This window comes from Actinomadura parmotrematis (genome assembly GCF_019458805.1).
Classification (GTDB): Bacteria; Actinomycetota; Actinomycetes; order Streptosporangiales; family Streptosporangiaceae; genus Spirillospora; species Spirillospora parmotrematis.
On record NZ_JAIBOA010000019.1, the window covers coordinates 36,714 to 60,981 of the forward strand.

The 24,268-nt window shown below is 73.5% G+C and carries 17 protein-coding genes and 2 tRNA genes; 9 read left to right on the forward strand and 10 right to left on the reverse strand.

Going from position 1 to position 24,268, the window contains the following annotated elements; translation table 11 throughout:
- Positions 1–4 precede the first annotated feature (4 nt).
- Complete coding sequence (locus tag K1Y72_RS26115) at positions 5–475, reverse strand: hypothetical protein (protein ID WP_220169122.1); 471 nt, start codon at positions 473–475, stop codon at positions 5–7.
- Between the two features lie 110 nt (positions 476–585).
- The gene (locus K1Y72_RS26120) at positions 586–1,149 is read right to left on the reverse strand and encodes a hypothetical protein (protein ID WP_220169123.1); all 564 of its coding nucleotides are present in this window, start codon (positions 1,147–1,149) and stop codon (positions 586–588) included.
- Between the two features lie 171 nt (positions 1,150–1,320).
- On the opposite strand from K1Y72_RS26120, the gene K1Y72_RS26125 reads away from it, so the two are divergent.
- The gene (locus K1Y72_RS26125) at positions 1,321–2,793 is read left to right on the forward strand and encodes a multicopper oxidase family protein (protein WP_220169124.1); all 1,473 of its coding nucleotides are present in this window, start codon (positions 1,321–1,323) and stop codon (positions 2,791–2,793) included.
- An 18-nt stretch (positions 2,794–2,811) separates the two neighbouring features.
- Here K1Y72_RS26125 and K1Y72_RS37360 read toward each other — a convergent pair whose 3' ends face one another.
- Complete coding sequence (locus K1Y72_RS37360; RefSeq protein WP_220169125.1) at positions 2,812–5,256, reverse strand: tetratricopeptide repeat protein; 2,445 nt, start codon at positions 5,254–5,256, stop codon at positions 2,812–2,814.
- Positions 5,257–5,540: 284 nt separating this feature from the next.
- On the opposite strand from K1Y72_RS37360, the gene K1Y72_RS26135 reads away from it, so the two are divergent.
- Positions 5,541–7,919 (forward strand): serine/threonine-protein kinase, encoded by a 2,379-nt coding sequence (locus tag K1Y72_RS26135; RefSeq protein WP_220169126.1) that lies wholly within the window; start codon positions 5,541–5,543, stop codon positions 7,917–7,919.
- Between the two features lie 150 nt (positions 7,920–8,069).
- Here the strand turns inward: K1Y72_RS26135 and K1Y72_RS26140 are convergent.
- Positions 8,070–8,143, reverse strand: a tRNA-Phe gene (locus K1Y72_RS26140).
- Between the two features lie 22 nt (positions 8,144–8,165).
- Positions 8,166–8,240, reverse strand: a tRNA-Asp gene (locus K1Y72_RS26145).
- Between the two features lie 258 nt (positions 8,241–8,498).
- On the opposite strand from K1Y72_RS26145, the gene K1Y72_RS26150 reads away from it, so the two are divergent.
- From K1Y72_RS26150 to K1Y72_RS26160, 3 genes are all read left to right on the forward strand, one after another.
- The gene (locus tag K1Y72_RS26150) at positions 8,499–9,893 is read left to right on the forward strand and encodes an amino acid permease (protein ID WP_220169127.1); all 1,395 of its coding nucleotides are present in this window, start codon (positions 8,499–8,501) and stop codon (positions 9,891–9,893) included.
- Positions 9,894–10,014: 121 nt separating this feature from the next.
- Positions 10,015–11,682, forward strand: coding sequence for an adenylate/guanylate cyclase domain-containing protein (locus K1Y72_RS26155; RefSeq protein WP_308287237.1), 1,668 nt, complete (start codon positions 10,015–10,017; stop codon positions 11,680–11,682).
- Positions 11,683–11,812: 130 nt separating this feature from the next.
- Positions 11,813–13,189, forward strand: a complete 1,377-nt coding sequence (locus tag K1Y72_RS26160) for a sensor histidine kinase (protein WP_220169128.1) — start codon at positions 11,813–11,815, stop codon at positions 13,187–13,189.
- Here the strand turns inward: K1Y72_RS26160 and K1Y72_RS26165 are convergent.
- From K1Y72_RS26165 to K1Y72_RS26175, 3 genes are read right to left on the reverse strand one after another with little or no spacing between them, the layout of a single operon-like run.
- Positions 13,174–14,286, reverse strand: a complete 1,113-nt coding sequence (locus K1Y72_RS26165; RefSeq protein ID WP_220169129.1) for a hypothetical protein — start codon at positions 14,284–14,286, stop codon at positions 13,174–13,176. The two genes, K1Y72_RS26160 and K1Y72_RS26165, sit on opposite strands and share 16 nt — an antisense overlap.
- Before the next feature lie 52 nt (positions 14,287–14,338).
- Positions 14,339–14,842 carry a SigE family RNA polymerase sigma factor gene (locus tag K1Y72_RS26170; RefSeq protein WP_220169130.1) on the reverse strand — a complete coding sequence of 168 codons (504 nt, stop codon included), beginning with the start codon at positions 14,840–14,842 and terminating at the stop codon, positions 14,339–14,341.
- 54 nt (positions 14,843–14,896) lie between these two features.
- Positions 14,897–16,324 carry a Crp/Fnr family transcriptional regulator gene (locus tag K1Y72_RS26175; RefSeq protein ID WP_220169131.1) on the reverse strand — a complete coding sequence of 476 codons (1,428 nt, stop codon included), beginning with the start codon at positions 16,322–16,324 and terminating at the stop codon, positions 14,897–14,899.
- Between the two features lie 989 nt (positions 16,325–17,313).
- On the opposite strand from K1Y72_RS26175, the gene K1Y72_RS26180 reads away from it, so the two are divergent.
- From K1Y72_RS26180 to K1Y72_RS26195, 4 genes are all read left to right on the forward strand, one after another.
- Entirely contained in the window at positions 17,314–18,186 is an 873-nt protein-coding gene (locus K1Y72_RS26180) for a helix-turn-helix domain-containing protein (protein WP_220169132.1), read from the forward strand.
- Between the two features lie 249 nt (positions 18,187–18,435).
- Positions 18,436–18,633: a DUF397 domain-containing protein gene (locus K1Y72_RS26185; protein ID WP_220169133.1), complete on the forward strand. Its 198-nt coding sequence runs from the start codon at positions 18,436–18,438 to the stop codon at positions 18,631–18,633.
- A 316-nt stretch (positions 18,634–18,949) separates the two neighbouring features.
- Positions 18,950–19,888, forward strand: a complete 939-nt coding sequence (locus K1Y72_RS26190; RefSeq protein ID WP_220169134.1) for an esterase/lipase family protein — start codon at positions 18,950–18,952, stop codon at positions 19,886–19,888.
- Between the two features lie 33 nt (positions 19,889–19,921).
- A complete protein-coding gene (locus K1Y72_RS26195; protein WP_220169135.1) occupies positions 19,922–22,699 on the forward strand; it encodes an FAD-binding and (Fe-S)-binding domain-containing protein in 2,778 nt (925 codons plus the stop codon).
- 13 nt (positions 22,700–22,712) lie between these two features.
- Here the strand turns inward: K1Y72_RS26195 and K1Y72_RS26200 are convergent, their stop codons facing one another.
- Positions 22,713–23,399, reverse strand: a complete 687-nt coding sequence (locus tag K1Y72_RS26200) for a maleylpyruvate isomerase family mycothiol-dependent enzyme (RefSeq protein WP_220169136.1) — start codon at positions 23,397–23,399, stop codon at positions 22,713–22,715.
- Positions 23,396–24,208, reverse strand: coding sequence for an arylamine N-acetyltransferase family protein (locus K1Y72_RS26205; RefSeq protein ID WP_220169137.1), 813 nt, complete (start codon positions 24,206–24,208; stop codon positions 23,396–23,398). Before K1Y72_RS26205 ends, K1Y72_RS26200 begins: the two co-directional genes overlap by 4 nt.
- Positions 24,209–24,268 lie beyond the last annotated feature (60 nt).

Below are 24,268 nucleotides of genomic sequence, written 5' to 3' on the forward strand. Positions count from 1 at the left end.
CGGGCTAGTGCCGCGCGACCGTCAGCTTGAAGACGTTCGGGTAGACGACCTGCTGGACGGTCAGGGTGCCGTACGCGCCCGTCAGGCAGAGGTTCTGCGCCTCGTACCGCTCCAGCGCGCTCTCGTTGATCTCGCCGACCGCGGTGAACTTGCCCTGGGGGGTGGTCAGCACGTCGGTGCACACGCCGTAGTAGTCGTTGCCGACCTTGCGGGTGGTGGTGCAGCGGGTGCTGACCGAACCGACGGTGGCGCCGCCCTGCGTGTACGCCAGCGAGCCGTTGGAGATCAGCACGCTGCCCGCGCCGCGCGGGTCGCAGGTCGGGTTGTCCGGCCCCGGGATGCAGGCCGGGATGAACTGGGTGTCGCCGTCGGCGACGGTCTCGTAGTAGACGTTCGTGCTCGCGGCGGACGCCGGCACGGCCATCGCGCCGAGGGCCGCCGCCGTCACGGCGAGACCGGTGAGGAAGGTGCGCATCGAACCTCCTGGGGTGAGCGGGTGCGCGTTGGCCTCATGGTTGATCGCGGAACCGGCCCGAGACAGCGCGGCGGTCCGCCAGGCGGACCGTGCAGGTCAGCGCGGGCGGGTCAGCGCCGGGCCCCCGTCCAGCACGTCCCGCCGTACCCCGGCCACGACCGGTCCAGCGTCACCAGCCCGACCTTCGCCGCCAGCCGGATCACGGGGCCGCTCGTCAGCGCGACCCGGTGCCCGCCCACGACGACGGCGTAGGCGAGCGTCGCGCCGCCGTTCGGGTCCGGCCGGGTGAGGACCGTGCCCGGCCGCGCCCCCGCGGCGGGCAGCACCTGCACGCCGAAGCAGTCGGCGGGACCGTGCGGCCCGTCCAGGACGGTGTCGTGCACCGGCACGATGATCGGCTGCGGCGCGGGCGGCGACGGGATGACCACGCCCGGGTCCAGCGGGTTCGCCGGGTCCTGCGGCGCGGTGAGGAACACGTCGGCGTCGGGCCGCGCGTCGCTCGGGCCCGCGTCCGGCCCGTCGGGCGTGTCGACGTACAGCGTGATGAGCCGGTGCGCGACCCACGCCGACTCCACCTCGTCGGGAACGGGCGGCGCGGCCGAGGCCGGACCGGCGGCGACACCGGCGCCGAGCACGGCCGCCGCCGCGACGGCGGCGAACTTCAGGACTCCCATGCGAACCTCCGAGAGAAGGGGACAGTCCGCCCCAACCTGGAGTCCCGCGCCCCCCGCAACAACGCCGCCGTCCCGCCCACCGGACCGCCGCGACCGGTCCGCTGGCCGGAACGCCCGCCCTGGCGACCGCGACGACCGCGCCCACACTGCGAGGGAACCCCGGAGGCCACCATGCCCGAGCCCTCGCGCCCCTCCCACCCCGGCCCGACGCGCCGCCGCCTGCTCCAGGGCACCGCCGCCGTCGCCCTCACCGCCGCCGGCGGCCTGGCCGCCCGCGGCCTGTTCCGCCCGGCCCTCGCCGCCGACACCTTCCAGCGGCTCGCCCCCGCACCCGGCACCGCCGACATCGGCGGCCGCACCGTCCAGACCTGGCGCTTCGGCGACGCCGTGCCCGGCCCGCTCATCCGCGCCGCCGCCGGCGGCACCGTCTGGGCGCAGCTCCTCAACGGCCTGCCCGACCCGACGACCGTCCACTGGCACGGCGTCCGGCTCGCCAACGCCATGGACGGCGCCCCCATCACCCAGACCCCGACGCCGCCCGGCGGGTCCTTCGACTACCGCTTCACCGTCCCCGACCCGGGCACGTACTTCTACCACTCGCACTACGGCATGCAGCTCGACCGCGGCGTCTACGGTCCCCTGATCGTCGACGACCCGCACGAGCCGCTCGCCTACGACGCCGAGTTCGTCGTCGTCCTCGACGACTGGATCGACGGGACCGGCACCACCCCCGACGCCGTCCTCGCCCGCCTCCACGCCGGCACCCTCAACCCGCCGCCCATGTACAGCAACGCGCTCGGCGGCCAGGCCGGGCACGTCGTCTACCCGCACCACCTCGTCAACGGCAGGACCCCGGCCGCCCCCGTCACCTTCACCGCGTCCCCGGGCCAGCGCGCCCGCGTCCGCCTCATCAACGCCGCCTCCGACACCGCCTACCGCGTCGCCCTCGGCGGCCACCGCCTCACCGTCACCCACACCGACGGCTTCCCCGTCGAGCACGTCACCGCCGACACCCTCATCATCGGCATGGGGGAGCGCTACGACGTCCTGGTCACCCTCAAATCGGGCGTCCACCCGCTCGTCGCCGAGGCCGAAGGCAAGAGCGCCCGCGCCTTCGCCCTCGTCCGCACCGCCCCCGGCACCGCCCCGCCCGCCACCGTCACCGTCCCCGAACTGTCCGGCGACCTGCTGACCCTCGCCCGCCTCTCCGCCGACCCGTCCGTCGACCTGCCGCCCCGCCAACCGGACCAGACCGTCCGCCTCTACCTCGGCAGCGGCCCCCTCGGCACCACCTGGTCGCTCACCAACACCCCCGTCAGCCCCCCGGCCGGCCAGCTCAGAATCCCCGTCACCCAGGGCCAGCGCGTCAGGCTCACCTTCACCAACGCCACCCAGATCTGGCACCCCGTCCATCTGCACGGCCACACCTACCAGGTGGGCGGCGCGGGCACCGGCCCCCGCAAGGACACCGTCATCACCCGCCCCAACGAGACGATCACCGTCGACCTGGACGCCGACAACCCGGGCGAGTGGATGCTCCACTGCCACAACCTCTACCACTCCGAACTCGGCATGATGGCCACCCTCGGCTACGGCGCCACACCCTCCGTCCGAACCGCCCCCCTGCAACACACCGGCCACTGAACCCCCACCGCGCCGGGCTCAGCGCTCTTCCGCGCGCTCGGTCCAGTAGGCGAGATTGCGCCGCGTGACAACGCAGTCGGGATGGTCGGGACCCTGTACGCGCTCACGCTCGAGGAGCAGCGCGGCATACAGCTCGCGAGCGCGCGCGGCGTCCCCGGCCTCACCGGTCCAGCGGGCGAGGTTGGCGCGGGCGGTGAGGGTGTCGGGATGATCGGGCCCCTGGACGCGCTCACGGTGAGGGAGAAGCTCGATGTACAGGTCGCGGGCGTGCCCGGCGTCCCCGGCGTGGCCGGTCCAGTAAGCGAGATTGGCACGGGTGGTGAGGGTTTCAGGGTGGTAGGAGCCCAGGACGCGCTCACGGTCGGGGAGGAGCTCGGTGTACAGGTCGCGGGCGCGCTCGGCGTCCCCCGCGTGGCCGGTCCAGGCGGCGAGGTTGTGGCGGGTGGCAAGGGTGCCAGGGTGATCGGGACCAAGGATGCGCTCCTCGTGCGGGAGGAGCTCGATGTACAGGTCGCGGGCGCGCGCGGCGTCCCCGGCCACCCCCGTCCACCGGGCGAGATTGTGGCGGGCGGCGAGAGCTCCGATGTGGTCGGGACCGGAGATGCGTTCGCGGTGGGGGAGGAGCTCGGTGTACAGGTCGCGGGCGCGTTCGGCGTCCCCGGCCTCGCCCGTCCACCGGGCGAGATTGTGGCGGGTCGCGAGGGTGTCGGGATGGTCGGCGCCTTGAACGCGTTCGCGGTGCGGGAGCAGTTCGGCGTAAAGGTCCCGGGCACGTGCGGCGTCCCCGGTCTCACCGGTCCAGCGGGCGAAGTCGTGGCGGGCGGTGAAGGTCTCGGGGTGGTCAGGACCCAGGCTGTACTCCAAGGCGGTGATGCGGGTGGCGGCCAAGTCGCGGGCGGTGCGGTAGTCACCACTGGCGTCCAGGTAGTTCAGGACCCGTCTCATGGCATCGGAAGCGGGATGCAGGGCGGCGTGGGCATGCGGGACGAGTTCGCCCCAGACCGGCCATGACGCCAGCGACCGCGGATCTTCGGGGAAGGATCGGGCGAGCAGGTCGGCGGCCTGCTCCTGGTCGTCGGCGCGTTCGTCGTCGGTGAGGGCGGCGTCGGTGACGGCCTGGACGAGGCGGTGCACGCTGACGTGGCCGCCGTCCGAAGTCGTCTCGATCATGCTGTGAGCCGCCAGCAGCCCGAGCGCCTCCCCGACCTGCCAGGGAGCGGCGCCGGGCAGGCCGTCCAGGACGCGCCGGGGCAGGCGGTCGGGGGCGAAGCGGGCCAGTATCCGCATCACCCGTCCGGCCAGCGGCAGGGCGGCGGTGATGCTGTCCATGGTCAGCGTCCACGTCGCGGCCACCACCTGGCGGTCACCGCGCGCCGCAGCGCCGGCCGGCGGCCGGCGGGCGCGGCCCAGGCCGACCAGCGGCCGGGCCTGGAGCGCCCAATGCGGACTTTCGCGCAGGCGTTCCAGATACAGAGCGGGCGTCATGCCCGGGACCGTGGCGATATAGGCACCGGCCTGGTTCAGCGCCAGCGGCAGCCCGCCCAGCGCCTCGGCCAGCTCCCTCAGCACCCGCCCGCCCTCGCCGTCCCCGCCGTCCCCGCCTTCCACGCCGAAGCCGGCGCGCAGCGCGAGCGCGTCGAGCGAGGTGCCGGTGGTCTGAGCGAGCAGGTCGGCCCCTTCCGCAGCCGCCAGGACCGGCAATGCCAGGACGGTGGCGAGGTCGTCCCAGCCCGTGGCGCGGCGGCTGGTGATCAGCACCCGCCCGCCCACCCGTCCCTCTTCCCGCTCCGCGCGCGCTGGGCGGCTGCTCAGGCGCGCCAGCAGCTCGTCGAGGTCGGCGGGCTCCTCGGCGTTGTCGAGGACCAGCAGCCAACCGGAATGCCCGGCCAGCCAGGCGACCGCCCACCCGGCGGCCTCCGCCGCGGGGGCCTGCGTAGCGGCGGCCGAGTCCAGCGGCATGCACAGCTCGCGGCACAACCGGGCAAGCCCGGCCTGCACCTCCTCGGAGGTCTCGGCGTTGATCCACCACACCAGCTCGTAGCCGTCGGCGTGACGATGGGCGTACTGCAACGCCAGCTCGGACTTGCCGATCCCGCCCAGCCCCACCACGGCCCGTCCGTCCGGCACCCGCCCGCCCCCGCCCGGACCGGGATCGGCGACAGCGGGACGAGGCTGCTGGGTGATGACCTCGGCCTGCCGAGGCGCACCGGCACCGGCTCCCAGCGAGCGATGCAGCCCGGCCAGCACCTGGTCACGGCCGACGAACACCCGCCGCGGCGACCGCGGCAGCCCCACCAGATGCCGGGCGTCCACGCGATCGACCGGCGGCAACGGCCTGGACGGCAGGACCGGCGTCGCATCGTTGATGGTCAGGTCGCGACCGGCGTTGAAGACATCGGCCGCCGCGCTCACCCGCTGCCCGACCCCGCTCTCGCCGCCCGGACCGTTCTCGACCGCACCCACCCCGCCACTGTTCCATGAGTCCGTCGCGAACGCTTTTCGAAACTTGAAAAGGCCCGCGGAACAGATTCCTGCCGGCACGACCCCGGGCCGACGACACTGCACAGGCTCTCCCCGCCGCGCGGACACGACCGGCAGCCGCGCCCTCGCACCACCGATGCCGAGGATGCCGGAAAGACACCTTGACCCATCCGGCACTCGACGGAATGCTTGTCCCGCAAGGGCCGGATGCGGGCGGACCGGCCGCACTCCTTCGGCAAATACCGGGGCGCGGGAGGAATGTGCAGGTGATCGCTCACCCGGAAGAGCCCCAGGATCCGACCGCCGCTCCCCTCCACGGCGGCCCACGCGATCCGGAGAGCACGAAGACCATCTCCCCGGGCGCCGAGGCCGCGCGGCCGACCGCGCCGTCAACGCCTTCCCCGCCCCGCAGAACCGCTCCGTCCGCATCGTCCGAAGCCGAGACGGATTTCGCGGAGAGCGAGCCGACGCACGATCCAACCCTGAGGAACAGCGAAACGGGATCGGCGTTCGACCCGCACGTGCAGGGGCGCGTACTGCTCGGCCGCTATGAGATCTCACGAACGCTCGGCGCCGGCGGAATGGCGTCCGTGCACCTGGCGTACGACCGCACCTCGCATAGGCAGGTGGCGGTCAAGCTCATGCTTCCCGAACTGGTGCGCCGGGCCGAGTTCCGCCGTCGCTTCGAGCGCGAGGCGGCGGTGGTCGCGAGCCTCGCGCACCCGCGGATCGTGGCCGTCCACGAGAGCGGGTGCGCGTTCCTGGACGGCGACGACCTGCCCTACCTGGTCATGGAGTACGTCGAGGGCGAGACCGTCGCCGAGCGCGTGGAGCGGCTGCGGGCCGGCGGCGGGCGCCTGCCGGTGCCCGACGCGCTCGAACTGACCGCCCAGGTGCTCGACGCCCTGGACTACACCCACCGGAAGGGGGTGATCCACCGCGACATCAAGCCGAGCAACGTGATGATCGCCTCCGACGGGTCGATCAAGGTCATGGACTTCGGCATCGCCCGGATCACCCTGCCCGCCGCCACCAAGCTGACCGAAAGCGGAGCGCTGATCGGAACTCCGCACTACATGGCGCCCGAACAGGTCGAGGGACGCGACGCCGAACCGGCGTCCGACCTGTACGCCGTGGGCACGATGCTGTTCGAGCTGCTGACCGGTGAGACACCGTTCCACGGCGGCTCCGCCGTGGAGGTCCTCCTCGCGATCGTCCGCAACCGCCCGCCCGACGTGGCGGGGATCCGCCCGGAGGTCGGCCCGGAAGTCGCCCGCCTGGTCCGGCAGTCCCTCGCCAAGCGCCCGTACCAGAGGCCCACCAGCGCGCGGTTCATGGCTTCGCGGTTGCGCGAGCTCGCCGAGGATCACCGGCGCGGCAGGGTCGTCCTGACGGCCGACATCCGAAAGCCGAACCCGCCGGCACCGCGCAGACGCACACGCCTGCGGCGCCGGCTCACGCGCCCTGACACGAAACGGCGGCTGCTGATCCGCTTCACCGCCCTGGCCGCCGCCGTCGCAGCCGCCGCGCTGGTGGTGTCGGCGGAAGGCTGGCCGCTGGGCATCAGGCCCGTGGCGGCCCGCGCCCATCCGGCCGGCTGGCGCCCTTGGCGCGTCAAGACCGACGGCGCCTTCGCCATGCTCCCAGGACCCGGCAGCCAATCCTCCAAGCTCTTCGTGACGACGTCCACAGAACTGCTGGCCCTCGACAAGGACACGGGCCGCAGGCTATGGAAATTCGAACCGCCGACCCTGATGACATCGAATTCCGGCGATCTGGCGATCCCCACCGGCTCCGCGATGTACCTCACCAGCGATTCGACGGTCTACGCGCTTTCGCCCTCGGACGGCAGAACCCGGTGGTACCGCCGGCTCATCCCCGAAGCGGCCTCCGGAACCGTGAACGTGGCCGCATCGGGAGGCGCCGTCTACGCCGAGACACCCGATACCGTGATGCGACTCGACGCCGCGACGGGCGTCACCCGGTGGAAATGGCTGCCGAACCACTGCGGAATGGACACAGAAAAGGTGTTCACCGCCACCCCTGACGTACTCCTCGTGGCATGCCGCTCTTACACGGGGCGTTCCTCGCTGGACGCACTCGACACGCGGAGCGGCAAGGAACTCTGGCACCGGAACTTCTCGGCCGCCGGAATGCCGAGCATCCGCCAATCCGGCTCGCGGATCTTCTATCTGGGACCGGAGACATCCGAGGACAACAACCATGTGGCGACCGCGCTCGACCTGCGTTCCGGCGCCGTCCTGTGGCAGCACGAGACCGGGACGCACGCGTCACTGGACTACGTCGACCACCGCCTGTGGCAGTGGAAGGACGACCGGCTGTCCGTCCTGGACCCGGCCACCGGACGGGCCGTCCGAACGCTCCAAGTCCGGAACTCCGATACCGCTGACTCCCAACATGTCCTGGCAGCCTCCGCCGGCCTCATCGTCCTGGACCACTCGAACGACATCGACGCCTACCACCCCTCCGGCGGCCGAGCATGGCACTATCGCGCCGACGGTCTCGCAGGTTCGCTGACCGACAACATTCTGGTGCTGCTCACAGAGAACGGCCCCGTGGCCATAGACGCCGTCAACGGAGCAGGCCCCTGCAACTCCTTCTACTGCCCCGGCCAAGTCCCCTGACCAGACCCGCCATCGCCCCAAATACCGCCAACCGAGCCCACCACCAGTCCCAGCCACCCCGGCAAGGCCAAGGATGCTCTCGGCTGAGTCCATTGCTGCCAAAAAAGCCCCGAGCGATCTTCGCTCGGGGCTTCGTGCAGGTCACAGGTGTGGGCAGGGGCGGGGTCGAACCGCCGACCTTCCGCTTTTCAGGCGGACGCTCGTACCGACTGAGCTACCTGCCCAGAACGCGCATCCGCGCGTCTGCGGTCCTGACGGGATTTGAACCCGCGGCCTCCACCTTGACAGGGTGGCGAGCACTCCTAACTGCTCCACAGGACCTTGCTGCCCTCCGAGTCTAGCGCTTCGGAGGAGTGTCTCGGACCGGGCCTTTGGGGGCTTGTCCTTGGCGACGTGGATGAGCATACGGGATGCCCGAGGTGAGCGCCAACTCGATAAAGGACGTGGTCGTGCGCGGGGCCGGGAGCGCCGGCGCGGGAGGATGGGGCCGCGCTCGGTGACGGGGTGAGGGCGGAGCGTTCGGGGGTTCGGGGCGGGGCGGCGGGGTGCCGCTCGTCGGAGGGGAACGGGGGAGCGGGCATGGCGGAGGGTGAGGACGCGTACCAGCGGGGGCTCGGGGCGCGGCAGGTCCAGATGCTGGCGATCGGCGGGACCATCGGGACGGGGCTGTTCCTCGGGGCCGGGGCGAACATCGCGAAGGCTGGGCCGGGGCTCGTCGTCACGTACGCGGTGGCCGGGGTGATGCTGTTCCTGGTGATGCGGGCGCTCGGGGAGCTGCTGGCCTACCGGCGGGCGGAGGGCGGGTTCGCGGGGTACGCGCGGGAGTTCCTCGGCCCGTTCTGGGGTTACGCGACGACGTGGACGTACTGGGCGATCTGGGTGACGACCGGGATGGCGGAGCTCACCGCAGCCGGCGCGTACGTGCAGAAGTGGTTCCCGGACGTCGAGCGGTGGCAGACGGCGCTGGTCGCGCTGGTGGTGCTGTTCGCGGTCAACATGGTCTCGGTGCGGATCTTCGGTGAGCTGGAGTTCTGGTTCGCGATGATCAAGGTGGCCGCGATCGTGCTGATGATCGGGGTGGGGCTGGCCGTGCTGGCCTTCGGGTTCGGGGACGCCGGGAGGACGGCGTCGGTGACGAACCTGTGGGACGACGGCGGGTTCTTCCCGATGGGTGCCGGACCGGTGCTGATGACGTTGCAGATGGTGATGTTCGCCTACCTCGGCGTCGAGCTGGTCGGCGTCACGGCGAGCGAGGCCGAGGACCCCGAGCGGACGATCCCGCGCGCCATCAACGCGCTGCCGGTGCGGTTCGCGCTGTTCTACCTCGGGTCGCTGCTGGTCATCCTGTCGGTGGTGAGCTGGACCGAGTTCCGGGACGGCGCCAGCCCGTTCGTGCTGGCCTTCGACCGGATCGGCGTCCCGGGCGGCGCCGACATCGTCAACTTCGTGGTGCTGACCGCCGCGCTGTCGTCCTGCAACGCCGGCGGCCTCTACTCGACGTCGCGGATGCTGCGCACCGCCGGCGTGAACGGGGACGCGCCGAAGGCGTTCGCGCGGCTGAACGGGCGGGGCGTGCCGGTGGCGACCGTCGTCGTCTCGACGCTGATCATGGGGTTGGGCGTGCTGGTCAACGTGGTCGCGCCGGGCAAGGCGTTCGAGTACATCACCGCGGTCGGCACCGGCGGCGCCGTCCTGGTGTGGGGCGTGATCGTCGTCGCGCACCTGGTCTACCGCCGCCGGGCCGACGCCGGGGAGCTGCCGCGGTCGCCCTACCGGATGCCGGGCGCGCCCTACACGGGCTGGCTGGTGCTGGTCTTCTTCGCGTTCGTCGCCGCGACGATCGCGTGGGGGGACGACACCCGCGTCGCGCTCTACGTGATGGCCGGCTGGCTGGCGGTCGTCGGGCTGGGGTGGCCGCTCGCGCGCCGCGCCGCCGCCGCACCGCCCGCCGTCGAGGCCGAGCAGCCCGCCTGAGATCACGGATCTCGACGGGCCCGTGTGAGGGTTGCCATAGTGGGACCTACATCATGGGTGGCGGCGCGGTCCTGGACCTAGGCTCGATCCGACCTTCCGCACGGTCGACCGAGGAGGCGCCGTGTCCGGCAGAACGGTGGCGCGCAGCCTGGGCGCCCATCTGGAGCTGTACGGGGTGCCCCGCACGATGCTGGAGCTCCGCGTGCGGTGGGTCCTGCTCGTGGTGGTCGCGGTCGCCAATATCGGCGGCGCGGCGGTCGTCCTGCTCTTCGCGATGTTCGTGGTGCCGGACCCGCCGCTGGAGGACGTCGAGTACACGCGCCTGGTCAACACCGCCGCGTTCTTCGGCTATCCGGCCGTCATGGTGCCGTTCGTGCTGGTCGCTGGCCTGTACCTGTGGCGTCCGGTGGTGCGGCTGGCGCGCGACGGCGGCGTCCCGGACGCGGTGCAGCGCCGCGCGGTGCTGCTCGGACCGCTCCGGCTGACGCTGCTGCTCGGCGTGCTGTGGGCGAGCGGCGCGGCGGGCTGGGCGACCCTGAACTTCGTGCTGTTCGGCGCCCGGATGGGCGTGAAGACGGGCCTGACGTGCGTGCTCGGTGCGATGACGACCTGCACCATCGTCTACCTGATGTCGGAGCGGCTGCTGCGCCCTGCGGCGGCGCTCGTCCTCGCTACGGGGCAGCCGGGCCGCATCCGGCTGCCGGGAGTCACGACGCGGCTGATGCTGGCGTGGGCGCTCGGCACCGCGATTCCGGTGCTCGGCCTGATCTGCGTGGCGGTCGCCGCGCTCGCGACCCCGACGATCAGCGCGGGGGCGCTCGCGGTGACGATCCTCGGGCTCGGCGGCGTCGCCATCGTCGTGGGCGCCTACGTGTCCTACCTGGCGATCCGGGCGATCGCCGATCCGATCCACTCGGTCCGCGCGGGCATGGCGCGGGTCGCCCGCGGCGACCTCGGCACCGAGGTGGAGGTGTACGACGCGAGCGAGGTCGGCCGCCTGCAGGCCGGGTTCAACGACATGGTGACGGGGCTGCGCGAGAGCGAGCGGCTGCGCGACCTGTTCGGCCGGCACGTCGGCGAGGAGGTCGCGGGCCTCGCGCTGGAGAGCGGCGACATCGAGCTCGGCGGCGAGACCCGCGAGGTCGCCGTGCTGTTCGTGGACCTCGCCGGGTCCACCCGGCTCGCCGAGACCCGCAGCCCGGACGACGTCGTGGCGCTGCTCAACACGTTCTTCGGCGCCGTCGTCACCGCCGTCGCCGGCCACGGCGGCTGGATCAACAAGTTCGAGGGGGACGCCGCCCTCGCCATCTTCGGCGCCCCGACGGAGCTGGACGGCGCCGCGGGCTGCGCGCTCGGCGCGGCCCGCGAGATGGCGGAGCTGCTGCGCGAGGCGGTCCCGGACGTCGGGTTCGGCATCGGGGTGTCGGCGGGGCCCGTCGTCGCCGGCTACATCGGCGCCGAGCAGCGCTTCGAGTACACCGTCATCGGCGATCCGGTGAACGAGGCGGCCCGCCTCAGCGACCTCGCCAAGCTGGCCTCCACCCGCGTCCTCGCCGCCGCGCGGCTGCTGGACGCCGCGCCCGACGACGAGGCTGCGGAATGGCGGCCGGGACGCGCCGTCACGCTGCGCGGCCGCAGCAGCCCGACGCGGCTCGCCGCGCCCGTGCGCGACGAGGACGCGGACGCCGGCGAGGACCGCCGCGTCCGCGTGCCGCGCCCGCGGATCCGCCGCCGCAAGCCGCTGGTGCTGCCCCAGCCGCCGCCCGGCACCGGGTCGGAACCCGCCTGACCACGCATTCTTTGCCGCCTCTTGTGGGGCGTGGGGGCCGCCCGGCCGGATCGGGGCGCCGCCGGATGGTTACCTCACCCTCGGGGGAGGACGGGTGTTCAGACGGCGGCAGTGGTCCATTCGGGTGCGGATGACCCTCGGGGTCACCGCACTGGCCGTGCTGCTCAACATCGGGCTCTCGACGCTGGTGCTGTTCTCGGTGCGGAGCCGCGCCGACGACTACGAGCGCGAGCAGACGATCGCGGCCGCGCTCCGCACCGTCTCGATGGTGAAGCGCGACGACCTGCCGAAGGTGCTGAACGTCCCCGGCGTCTACGAGATCCAGGTGCTGGACGCCGCGCGCCGCGTCGTCGCCGCCAGCGACAACCTGCGCGGCGCCGGGCCGATCGCGGCGTTCCAGCCGAGCGAGGCGGACGTGTACGGCGACCGGGTGCTCTGCCCGGCCGCGGCCGGCCCGCCCGGCTGCATGAGCGTGATCGCCTTCCGGGTGTTCCAGGACGACGGCGTCTGGACGATCTACGCGGCGGAGCGGGCCGTCCCCTGGTACGTGAGCCCGACGCTGGTGCTGTTCCTGGTCGGCCTGTCGCTGGCGGTCGTGGTGCCGGCGGCGTTCGCGACCTGGCGGACCGTCACCCGCACGCTCGCGCCGGTGGACGCGATCCGCGCCGAGCTCGCGGAGATCTCCGCGACGTCGTCGGGGCGGCGCGTCCCGGTCCCGCCGAACCACGACGAGATCCGCAAGCTCGCCGAGACCGCCAACGCCACCCTGGACCGCCTGGACGGTGCGCTGGAGCAGCAGCGCCGGTTCACCTCCGACGCCTCGCACGACCTGCGCAGCCCGATCGCCGCCGCCCGGGTGCAGGTGGAGGAGGCGCTGCTCTACCCCGACGAGACCGACTGGCCGCGGGTCGGGCACGGCGTCCTGGACAGCCTGGAGCGGCTCCAGGCCATCGTCACCGACCTGCTCGACCTGGCGCGCCTCGACGCGCACACCGGGCAGGGGCACGAGCCGGTGGACCTGTCGCTGCTCGTGGCGGGCGAGCTGGACCGCACCGCGCGCGGCAAGCAGGTCCGGGCGCGGATCGCCCCCGGCGTCCGGGTGCGCGGCGACCGGCTGCGCCTCGTCCGGCTGCTGACGAACCTGCTCGACAACGCCGAGCGGCACGCCGACTCCACCATCAACGTGCGCGTGGTCGCCGACCGCGGCCGGGCGGTGCTGGAGGTCCGCGACGACGGCGAGGGCATCGCGCCCGCCGACCGCGAGGTCGTCTTCCAGCGGTTCGCGCGGCTGAAGGCGTCCCGCGACCGCGACGCCGGCGGCACCGGCCTCGGCCTGCCGATCGCCCGGCAGGTCGCCACCGCGCACGGCGGCACCCTGACGATCGAGGACAGCCCGCGCGGCGCCCGCTTCGTGCTGCGCCTGCCGCTGCTGGACGCGGCGGAGCCCGAGCCGCGCGAGCCGCAGGAGCGGCGGCTCCGGCCGGGCGCCGGTCAGGACGTGCGGTAGAGGTCACCATCGCGCCAGATGATCCTTCCGTCGGTGCCGAGCGCCTCGCCGGGCAGCACCGTCCGCCGCCGCGAGGCCAGGTCGTAGACGAGCGACCGGCCGGCGGCGCCGTCCGGGTGCACCGCCGAGTAGACGACGCGCCGGTCGCCGTCGACCGACAGCCGCACGTCGTAGGAGGGGTCGCCCGCGTGCGGCAGGCCGCGCAGGACGACGGGCGCGGCGCCGCCCGCCCGGATCGTGAGGGTGCCGCCGTCGGCCCAGGCCAGCACGCTCGCCGAGGCCGCGAACCCGCCGTCCGGCTCGCGCGCCGACGGCAGCCGCAGCCGCGTCACCTGGCCCGACCGGACGTCGAGCCGCTGCATCACCGCGCCCGACCGCACGTAGGCGTAAGGTGCGCCGAACGCCGCGAGCGTGCCCTTCACGGGGAACGTGCGGACGGCGCCGGTGCAGCCGACCACCGCGGTGATCGTGGCGCCGGAGTCCCAGACGAGGTCGTCGCCGCCGCCGTAGAAGCGGTCGCGGCCGCTCCACCCGCGGCCGAGCCGGTAGGCGGGGCCGCCGTCCGCGCCGGCGGGGAGGCAGGCGATGGACGTGCCCTCGGGCCAGGCGTGCGCCGCGCGGCTCTCGGCCATCGTCCACACGTACGGGACGTCCGCCGCGGGCACGTCCGCGAGGTGCCGGGGCGCCGCCGCGCCGGGCGGCGCGTACCAGACGCCGCGCCGCGGCTCGCCGTCGCGGCCCACCTCCAGGCCGAGCACGCCGCCGTCGGCGCCGACCGCCATGGCCCGGAACAGCGCGCCGTCCGGCAGGACGCGCGACAGGGCGGGCCCGGGGCCGACCGCGTCCGGCGCCGGCCCCGCCTCCGCGGCGACCACCGCGGCGCCCGCGGCGGCGGACGCGACCGCGACCGCGGCGGACGTCGCCGCCAGCCGCGCCCTGCGGCGGCGCCGCGCACCGTCCAGCACCCGCCCGGCGAGACCGGGCGGCGGGACGGCGGCGTCCCGCACCGCCCGAAGCCGCGCCTCGACCACGCTCTCGAAGTAGTCCGAGCGACCCCTCGCGCCGCCCGCTTCGCGACCGTCCGAGCCGCTTTCCACGAAGCCCTCCGCGCGACCGTCCGGGGGATCACTCGTGGGGTCGTGCCTGTGGTCAGCCACGGGTTCCCTCCTGCACTGCGGCCGCGCCGCGCAGCTTGGCGAGCGCCCGCGACGCCTGGCTGCGGACCGTCGCGGCGGTGCAGCCGAGCACCTCGGCGATCTCGGCGTCGGTGAGCTGGTCGACGTAGCGCAGCACCAGCACCGCCCGCATCCGCGGCGGCAGCCCGGCCAGCGCGGCGTCCAGGGCCGCGTCGGCGGTGATCCTGGTGAGCGCGCCGTCCTCGACGGCCCGGTCGGGCGGGTCGGCGGTGAGCCGCTCGCGGGCGGCGCCGCGCCGCCGGTTCAGCACGATCCGGACCATCGCGGTGCGGACGTAGCCCTCCGGATCGTCCTTGCGGCGCACCCGCCACCAGCCCGCGCCGGTGCGCGCCAGCGCCTCCTGCACCACGTCCTCGGCGTCGTGCCGGTCGCCGGTCAGCACGCAGGCGTAGCGGAACAGGGCGGGCAGGCGGTGCCGGACGAACTCCTCGAACGTCCGGGCGTCGGGTTGCGGCACGGCGGGCACCTCCTACCTCCAAGGACACCTCGCGCCGCCGATCCGCTGCACGCCTCACGCGGGGAACAGCGTCATCCAGCCCTTCAGTTCGGTCTCCTTCACCTTGACGGTGAGCTTCTTGTAGCCGCCGGGGGCGGTGTGCTGGGCGACGACGTTCTGGAAGACGTAGTCGGTGGTGATGAAGCCGAGGCCCGCTCCCGTACGGCCCATGCGCTTCTTGAACGGTCCGGCGTCCAGCAGCCGCGCCGCCTGGATGATGGCGAGGCCGGAGACGCCCTGCTCGTCGGGCGTCACCGGTCCGATCTGCAGGGCCACCCGCAGCTGGATGCGGCGGCCGGCGGGCGCGTGCCGGTTGTGCTCGGCGAGGCCGGCGGCGAGGCGGGCCAGCATCGGGTCGACGAGGGCGCGCGGCGGTGTCCCCGGCGGGACGACGGTGAGGGTGCCGTCGCCGCGATCCTCCTGGTGGCAGGTGGACCGGGGCACGTCGGAGGCGTCGAGGGCGTCCAGCAGCAGGCGGTACATGACGCTGCGGATCGCCAGCCGGTCGTCGTCGGTGCGGTGGGGCGAGCTGAACTTGACGATGTCGGTGAACAGGACCGAGCAGATCTGGCCCGCCCGGGACGCCCGGACCGGCGCCGGTGCCGGCGGCGGCGCGAGCTCGGCCGGCGCGGGCGCCAGGTAGGTGCCGGGCATGTACCGCACGCCGCCGGGGCCCTCGCCGAAGCCCTCGCCGTCGCGGCGCTCGGAGGCGTACCCGCCGTCGCCGGCGTTCTCGGTGAGGCGGTCGTAGAGCTGGCGCTCCAGCACCGCGAGCAGGCGGGGGAAGGCCGACAGGAACGCCGCGAACGCGGGCGTGGACATGCGCAGGAAGGTGACGTCGCCGAGCGCGACGATGTCGGCCGACCGCAGGCGCAGCAGCAGCGTCGCGCGCTCGCCGACCAGATGGCCGGGACCGCGCATCGCGATGATGCGCTCCCAGCCGTCGCGCTCCAGGCAGACCTTGACGTACCCGGACCGGATCACCAGGACGTGGTCGGCGACGTCCCCCTCACGCCACAGCACATGGCCGCTGCGGACCGAGAAGCACTCGGCCTCGGCGGCGAACTCCACGCGCTCGACATCGGTCAGCGAGTCCCAGAAGGACTGCGACACCCCCTGCTCGACCCGCCGCACGCCCACCGCCCGCGCCCGGAAGCGGCGCTCGGACGGCACGGGGTGCGTGGGCCGCGAAGTCTGCGGCACGGGCCGCGAAGTCTGCGGCGCGGGCTGCGCGGGCTGCGGCACGGCGAGCGCGCCGGGCGGCGGCCCGGGCGGCGGCACCAGCGTCTGCGGCGGCGGCGCCGGCGGCGGGACCGAGGCCGCGGTCCGCTGCGGCGGCACGACCGGTGCGGCGGCCGGCCGCCCTGACCTGACGGCCGGCGCCCCGAGGACGCCGCGGGCGGTGCCGCCCGCCACGACGCCCCCGCGCGTCCCGCCCGTCATCCGATCCGGGTCATGATCCCGCTTCGCCCCATTGATCAGCACGGCTCCACTCCAACCCCGGCTGTCGCGTGCCGAGATTCCGAGATTCTCACGAGGCACTGACAAATCGTGCGTCCCGTCCGCACCAGGCGGAACAGGCCGGGAGGCCGGGCGGCCCGATGCGGCCAGAACGCGTCGCCGAGCGGACGGTGACCGGCGCCCGGAATCCCGCTGTCACCGGACCGGCTGGAGGGGCGGACATTAATGGACGGGTTGTGCGTGCGGTTTATGGACAAGTCGAGACCCCGATCTCAACATTCCCCTCGATACCAAGTGCAGGTCGCCGCATCCGGCTGTCCGGTTTGGAGCGGTGCACCGATCTCGGGGCGCTTCACCTATAGCCTCCGCCGCCTTCCGGCGGTTAGACTCGGTGAGTCCGCTGTACACGTTTCCCCTGGTCAGCAAGTGCCTGATGGTGTCACCTCGGCACTTTCGCCGATCAGCGGGACGGTGCTCGCGGGCTCGAAGAAGGGTCGCCCTCCGCTCTGTGATCCGCCTGGCCGCTAACCGGTGATCGCAGGGGAGTGAGGGCGACTCTATTCATTTGTGGACAAGGCGGGAACGCCGCGGTCCATGCCGGCCCCCTCCTTTGTGTTCCTCGCTCGGCGTCGGTCCGGACCGCCGCGGGCGGTGCGGGGTGGCCGCCGCGGCCGTCAGGACACGTGCGCACTCTCTGTAGCCAAACCGCCCGCCATCGCGTAGCATCGTGCTCGGCTTCAGCCTGTCTGATGGAAGAGTGCTACCTAGCACGCTACAACATGTTGGTAAGATACGCAGCAGACCGCCATCGGGATTTTCAAGACATCCCCATATGGAGGCGGATGAGTCTCGCTAGGCTGGGGATCGGGGTAGGGCGGTACCTGACGCCGTGCCGTCACGTACCGCGTCACCTTTCGCCATGACAGGTTGCATTGCTACATGTTGCGTGATTACTAAAGGTGAGCATTGAGATGGCAGATGACCAGGGGCCGGTGGTCCAGAGCGCGCTGCTGCGCACCGAGCTCGTCAAGCTCCGCAAGGAGAAGGGGCTGACGCAGGAGCAGGTCGCGCGCACCCTCGAATGGAGCCCGTCCAAGCTGATCCGGATCGAGGGCGGCAAGAACGCCATCTCCCGCACCGACCTGCAAGCCCTGCTGTTCACCTACGACGTGGCGTCGGAGAGCCGCCAGGAGAGGTTGCAGGGGCTGGCGCGCGGGGCTCGCGGCCCCGCCTGGTGGTCGACCTACCGCGGCGACGTGAACGACGTCTACCTGAACTACGTCGGCTACGAGGCGGGCGCCGCGACCATCCGGCACACGCAGACCACGGTCATCCCCGGCCTGCTGCAGACCGAGCGGTACGCCGAGGTGCTCGCCGCCGGGCAGATCGGCCCGGTCAAGGTCGGCCCCGTGGTGAAGCTCCGGCTGGAGCGCCAGCGCCGGCTCGCCGAGCGGGAGTCGCCGTCGCGCCAGTTCCATTTGATCGACGAGGCGGTGATCCGCCGGCACGTGGGCGTGCGGGTGGATCCGGACATCATGCCCGCCCAGTTGCGGTCCATCGCCGACCGCGTCGAGACCGAGGACATCAGCGTCCGGATCATCCCGTTCGGCGCGGGCGCGCACTCGGCGCTCACCACCGGCCCCTACATCATCCTGGAGTTCGAGGGGGGCCTGTCCGACGTGCTGTTCCTGGAGGGTCAGCGGTCCTCGAGCGCTTTGATCACCGGGGACGAGAGCCAGATCGCCGACTACCGCGACGCTTTCGAGACGCTCGCCGAGGAGGCGCTCGGCGTCGAGGACTCGGTCGCCCTGCTGCGCCAGGCGGCCGAAGAACTGATGGACTGAGCGGCGCGTTTCGCGTCCGGGAAGGGAGGCGCGGTTCCACCCGGCCGGGAGGCCGGCAACCGCAGACCGAAATCCTGATCTTGTGTTCCCGGTGTAGGCGGGATAACTCCGACCGCCTACACTCTTAACGGGAAATCATCCACAAGGTCGTGGTCCGTTGTGCCCTGCTCGATTCCGGCTTGCTGGATGGCTCCCCTGTCCGATCGGCAGCGAGACAGGGCCCGCCGCGAAAGGATGGAGGGTCACTGGATGGCCGGCAGAGCGAACCGCTTCTCTGATCTCGTCTGGCGCAAGTCGACGAAGAGCAGTACCGACAACGAATGCGTCGAAGTGGCGGAGCTGCGTGCATCGGTGCTGGTCAGGGATTCCCGTGATCCGGGCGGTGCGGTCCTGGAGCTCGACGTCCCCCGGTGGCGCGCTCTGCTCGACGGAATCCGGGAGCGTTGACCGCGCCCTTTTCACGGCGACGGTGAAGGGCTCGTATCGCACTTCGGCGCTCGCCTGCAGAAACCGCCGACGTTCGCCTCGCGGTTTGTGTGTAATTGACATCGCGCCGTCCCGGATCGAACGCGGAAAGTCACCTGCCGTGCACGGTTCGGCGCTTCGCGGTCACGGCCGCTGAAGGAAAGCCGAACACGGGCACCCGCGAAGTAAGTGAACCCTTGCGTCCCTCGGGTGCTCCGTCTACGTTGACGGCACCCGGGTGTACTTCCAGCGCCTCCGGGCTCGGAGCAGCAGCCACCGCCCACCCCCGGAGGACGCGATGCCCGGTCGCCGTCGCCTGCCCGTTCTCGCCGCGCTCGCCACGGCCATCGCCTTCGGCGGCATCGCGCCGGCGGAGGCGGCGGCCGCCCCGCCGCCGAAGTACCCCGTCGGGAACGTCGGCAAGGCCCTGGAGAACTACCTCACCAGTCCCGGCCGGGTCGCCGGAGCCAACGACTGGAACTGCCGGCCGAGCCGCGCGCACCCGGTGCCCGTCGTGCTCGTCCACGCGACGTTCGCGAACCAGGGCGCCAACTGGGCCGTCCTCGCGCCGACGCTCGCCAACGCCGGCTACTGCGTCTTCGCGCTCAACTACGGCATGACGCCGCTGTCGGCCGACCGGGCCGGCGGCCTCGGGGACATCGCCGCCTCGGCGGCCGCTCTGGACGCCTTCGTCGACCGGGTGCGGGCGGCGACCGGCGCGCGGAAGGTGGACGTCGTCGGCCACTCGCAGGGCGGCATGATGCCCGGCTACTACATCAAGCGCCTCGGCGGCGCGGCCGAGGTGCGGCGGTTCGTCGCGCTGGCGCCGAGCAACCACGGCACCACGATCCTCGGTCTCGTCGAACTCGGACGGCAGCTCAACTTGCTGGGTTTCGCCAACGACGTGCTGAAGACGGTCGGCGCGCCCGGCCTGGTCCAGCAGGAGGCCGGCTCGGACTTCCAGAAGGCGCTGTTCGCCGACGGCGACACCGTCCCCGGACCCGCCTACACCGTGATCGAGACGCGCAACGACATCGTCGTCACGCCCTATACCAACGCGTTCCTGCACGGTCCGAACGTCACCAACGTGCTGGTGCAGGACCAGTGCCCCGGCGACTTCGTCGGCCACGTCGGCATGTTCAACGACGGTCCCGTGATCCAGAACGTGCTGAACGCGCTCGGCCCGGCGAAGCGCGGCTTCCGCGCGGCCTGCACGGACTACGGCCTGCCCGTCTGATCGCCGCCGCCCGGCCCTGCCTAGGGTGGGGCCATGGACGACGGGACGGCACCGCGCAGGGACGCCGCGACGCGCGCGGCCTACTCCGGCGACGCCTCGGTGTTCCGCCGCGTCCCCGCCGCCGTCGCCGAACCCCGCACCGTGGACGACCTCGCGCGGCTGCTCGCCGCCGGCGGCCCGGTCACGATGCGCGGCGGCGGCACGTCCATCGCGGGCAACGCGATCGGCCGCGGCCTCGTCGTGGACACCTCCCGGCACCTCACCGCGATCACCGCTCTCGACCCGGACGCCCGCACCGCGACGGTGCGGCCCGGCACGGTCCTGGACGACCTGCGCGCCGCCGCGGCCCCGTACGGGCTGACGTTCGGCCCCGACCCCTCCACGCACGCGCGCTGCACCCTCGGCGGGATGATCGGCAACAACGCGTGCGGATCGCACAGCGTCGCCTGGGGCACGACCGCCGACAACGTCGTCGCGCTCCGGCTGCTGCTGCCGGACGGCCGCGCGCTGCACGCCACCCGCGGCGGCAGCGGCGACGACCGGATCGACGACGCGTTGCGCCGCCTCCGTGACTCCCACCTAGCGCCGCTCCGCACCGAGCTCGGCCGTTTTCCCCGCCAGGTGTCCGGCTACGGCCTGCATCACCTGCTGCCCGAGCGCGGCTTCGACGTCGCCAAGGCCCTCGTCGGGTCCGAGGGGACCTGCGCCGTCTTCACCGAGGCGACGGTGCGGCTCGTGCCGGTCCCGGCGGCCCGCGCCCTCGCCGTCCTGGGTTTTCCCGACGTGTTCGCCGCCGCCGAGGTCGCCCCGCGCGCCGCCGCTGCGGGCGCGCTCACCGTCGAGGGCATGGCCGCCGACCTGCTGACGGCGCTCCGCGCGCAGCCCGGACGCGGCGGCGCGGGCGCCGACCTGCCACCCGGCGGCGCTTGGCTGTACTGCGAGGTCGGCGGCGTGACTCCCTCAGAGGCCCGCGAAGCCGCGCACGCGCTCGCCGTCACGCTCGGCGCGCCCGCACACGTCGTCGTGGACGATCCCGTCCGCACGCGCGCGCTCTGGTGGATCCGGGAAGCGGGCGCCGGCATCGTCACGCGCCTTCCCGATGGGGGAGAGGCATGGCCCGGCTGGGAGGATTCGGCCGTCCCGCCAGAACGCCTCGGCTCCTACCTGCGCGAGCTGTACGACCTCATGCGCGCGCACGGACTGCGCGGCGTCCCCTACGGCCACTTCGGCGAGGGCTGCCTACACCTGCGGCTCGACTTCGCCCTGGACGACCCGCGCGGCGTCGGCCGCTACCGCGCGTTCATGGAGGACGCCGCCGGGCTCGTCGTCGCGCACGGCGGTTCGGTGTCGGGCGAGCACGGCGACGGCCGCACCCGCGGCGAGCTGCTGTCCCGCATGTACTCGCCGGAGCTGATGCGCGCCTTCGCCGCCTTCAAGCGGATCTTCGATCCGGAGGGCCGCCTCAACCCGGGCGTCCTGGTCGACCCCGAGCCGTTCGACCTGGACCTGCGCCCCGGCCCCGGCCGCGACGCCCTGCCCGTCACGCCCGTGCACGCCCTGTCGCGCGACGGCGGCTCGCTCGCGGCCGCCGTGGACCGCTGCGCCGGCGTCGGCGCCTGCCGCACCCTCCACACCGGCGCCATGTGCCCGTCGTTCAAGGCCACCCGCGACGAGGTGCACTCCACGCGCGGACGCGCGCGCGTCCTCGCCGAGCTGCTGCGCGGCGCGTCCCTGCCGGACGGCTGGCGCTCCACCGCCGCGCGCGACGCGCTGGACCTCTGCCTGTCGTGCAAGGCGTGCGCGAGCGAGTGCCCCGTCAACGTGGACATGGCCACCTACAAGGCCGAGTTCCTGCACCGCCACTATGCGCGCCGCCCGCGGCCCCTGGCGCACTACTCGATGGGCTGGCTGCCGCTCTGGTCGCGCCTCGCGACCGCGTCGCCCCGGGCGGCGCGCGCGGCGAACGCGGCGCTGCGCGTCCCGGCGATCGCGGCCGCCGCGAAGCGCGCGGCGGGCGTCGAACCCCGCCGCGACATGATCCGCTTCGCCGCGCCGACGCTGCGCGCCTGGCTCCGCGAGCGCGGCCCGAGCGCGCGCGGCGGCAGCCCCGTCGTCCTGTGGCCGGACACCTTCACCGACCTCCACGAGCCGGGCGCGGGACGCGCCGCCGTCGAGGTCCTCGAAGCGCTCGGCCACCGCGTCCTCGTCCCGCCGCGCGCCGTGTGCTGCGGCCTGACCTGGCACTCCACCGGCCAGCTGAAGGTCGCCCGGAGCGTCCTGCGGCGCAGCCTGGACGTGCTGCGGCCCGCGCTGGAGGCGGGCCTGCCGGTCGTCGGCCTCGAACCGTCCTGCACGGTCATGCTGCGCGAGGAGGCGCCCGAGCTGCTCCCCGGCGAACCGCTCGCCGCCCTGCTCGCCGCGCGCACCGTCACCCTCGCCGAGCTCGTCGACCGCCACGAGGGGCCCTGGCCGTTCGGGCGCCTGGACGCGGCGGCCGTCGCGCAGGTCCACTGCCATCAGGAGGCCAAGGGCTCCTACACCGCCGACCTCTCCGTCCTCGCCCGGCTCGGCGTGGACCCGGACGTCGTGGCGGCGGGCTGCTGCGGCCTCGCCGGCAACTTCGGCTTCGAGCCCGGCCACTGGGACGTCTCGCAGGCGTGCGCCGACCGCGAGCTCTACCCGAAGGTGAACGCCGCCGGCCCGGACGACCTCGTCCTCGCCGACGGCTTCTCCTGCCGCACCCAGATCGCCCAGGGCACCGAGCGCCGCGCCCTGCACCTCGCCGAACTCCTCCGCGCCGCGCTGCCGTGACCGCGCCTGGGAGTCAGAACAGCGGCGGAAACGCGGGCAGATGCCCGGCGAGGCGGATGCCGTCCGCGCGGCCGGTCAGCCAGGCCAGCAGGTCCGCCTGCGTCCCCTCGACGAGGCCGCCCTCGTCGCCGAGGCGGAGGCCGGTGTCAGTCGCGTGCACGCGGACGCGCGGGACGCCGGGACGGCGCGCGTAGGACGCGAGCGTCCGGGCGAGCTGGTCGGCGACGAACGCGCCCGGCCAGTCGGCGGGCCCGAACCCGGCGTCCAGGTCGACGTGATGGAGCAGGACCTCGGTGAGGCGGGCGTCCGTCGCCCGGCGGACGGGATGCTCGGCGCCGCCCGTCCAGCGGACCGGCACGTCCCAGCGGTCGCCCGGCATCGCGCGGCAGGCGTCCGCGAAGCGGGTCGCGCTCGCGCGCACGTCCGCGACCAGCTCGGCGGGCGCGCGCCCGGCGCCCGCCTCGATCTCGGCGGCGCGCGCTTCCGCGCTCGCGTACTCGTGGCTCTCCTGGCCGGTCCGCGCCCAGACGAGGAGGCGCGTGCCGCCGTCGGCGTTGCGCGCGACATGGGTGAGGACGTGGCCGCGCGTCCAACCGGGCAGCAGCGACGGGCCGCGCACCGCGGCCTCGTCCAGCCGCGCGGCGTCCGCGACGAGACGCGCCGTCGCGGCCTCGATCTCCTCGATGGGAACGCGCGTCATGAGCCGAGCTTCGCGGCGTCCTCGGGGTCCAGCACGATCCCGAAGACCTCCTCCAGGACCCGCGGCCGCTCCCGGACGTCCAGCTCTCGCACCTCGCGGCCGCCGTCGGGCCGCAGCGACGTGAGCGTCAGCGCGTCCAGCGCGTGGTGGACGTCGGCGGCGAACCGCTGCACGTAGGGGCGCGCGGCGAAGGGGGAGCGGGGATGCGTGGCGACGAAGTGGTTGCCGACCTCGAAATCGATCGGATACTGCGGCTCCAGCGTGAACTCGTGCCGGCGCGCCCACCCGTCCGGACCGTGCTGGTGCAGCGTCCACAGCTCGCCGCCCGTCGCGGTCGCGCCGAGCGCGACCCGGAACCGCCAGCCGTCCTGGTCGACCTCCTCGCCGTCGCGCAGCCGGATCGGCTCCAGCGGACCGCCGCCGAACCCGACGTCGCAGATCCACGGCTCGCCTTTGACGAGTACGCGCAGCAGCGCGTGCGTCGCGGGCCGCCGCACGTCCGAACCGAGCGTGACGCGGCCGTGCACCGCGACGAAGTCGTACCCGAGCCGCTCCAGCACACCGGCGAACAGCCGCACGTGCTCGAAGCACCAGCCGCCGCGCGGCCGCCGGACCAGCTTGTCCTGCACCGCCGCGACGTCCAGCGGGACCGGGCGGCCGAGCATGACCTCCAGGTTCTCGAACGGGATGGACGTCACGTGCCCGCGCTGCAGCTTCCGGAGCGTCCCCAGCCCTCCGTCAGCTGTCCCGTCGTGGCCAATGCGGGCGAAGTAGGCGTCCAGATCGATGGCGTCGCCGTCCCAGGTCATGCCCTCGACGTTAACCCGCCGGCGGTGAAAAGCGGCGATCAGTGTGACTCGTGGGGCGGA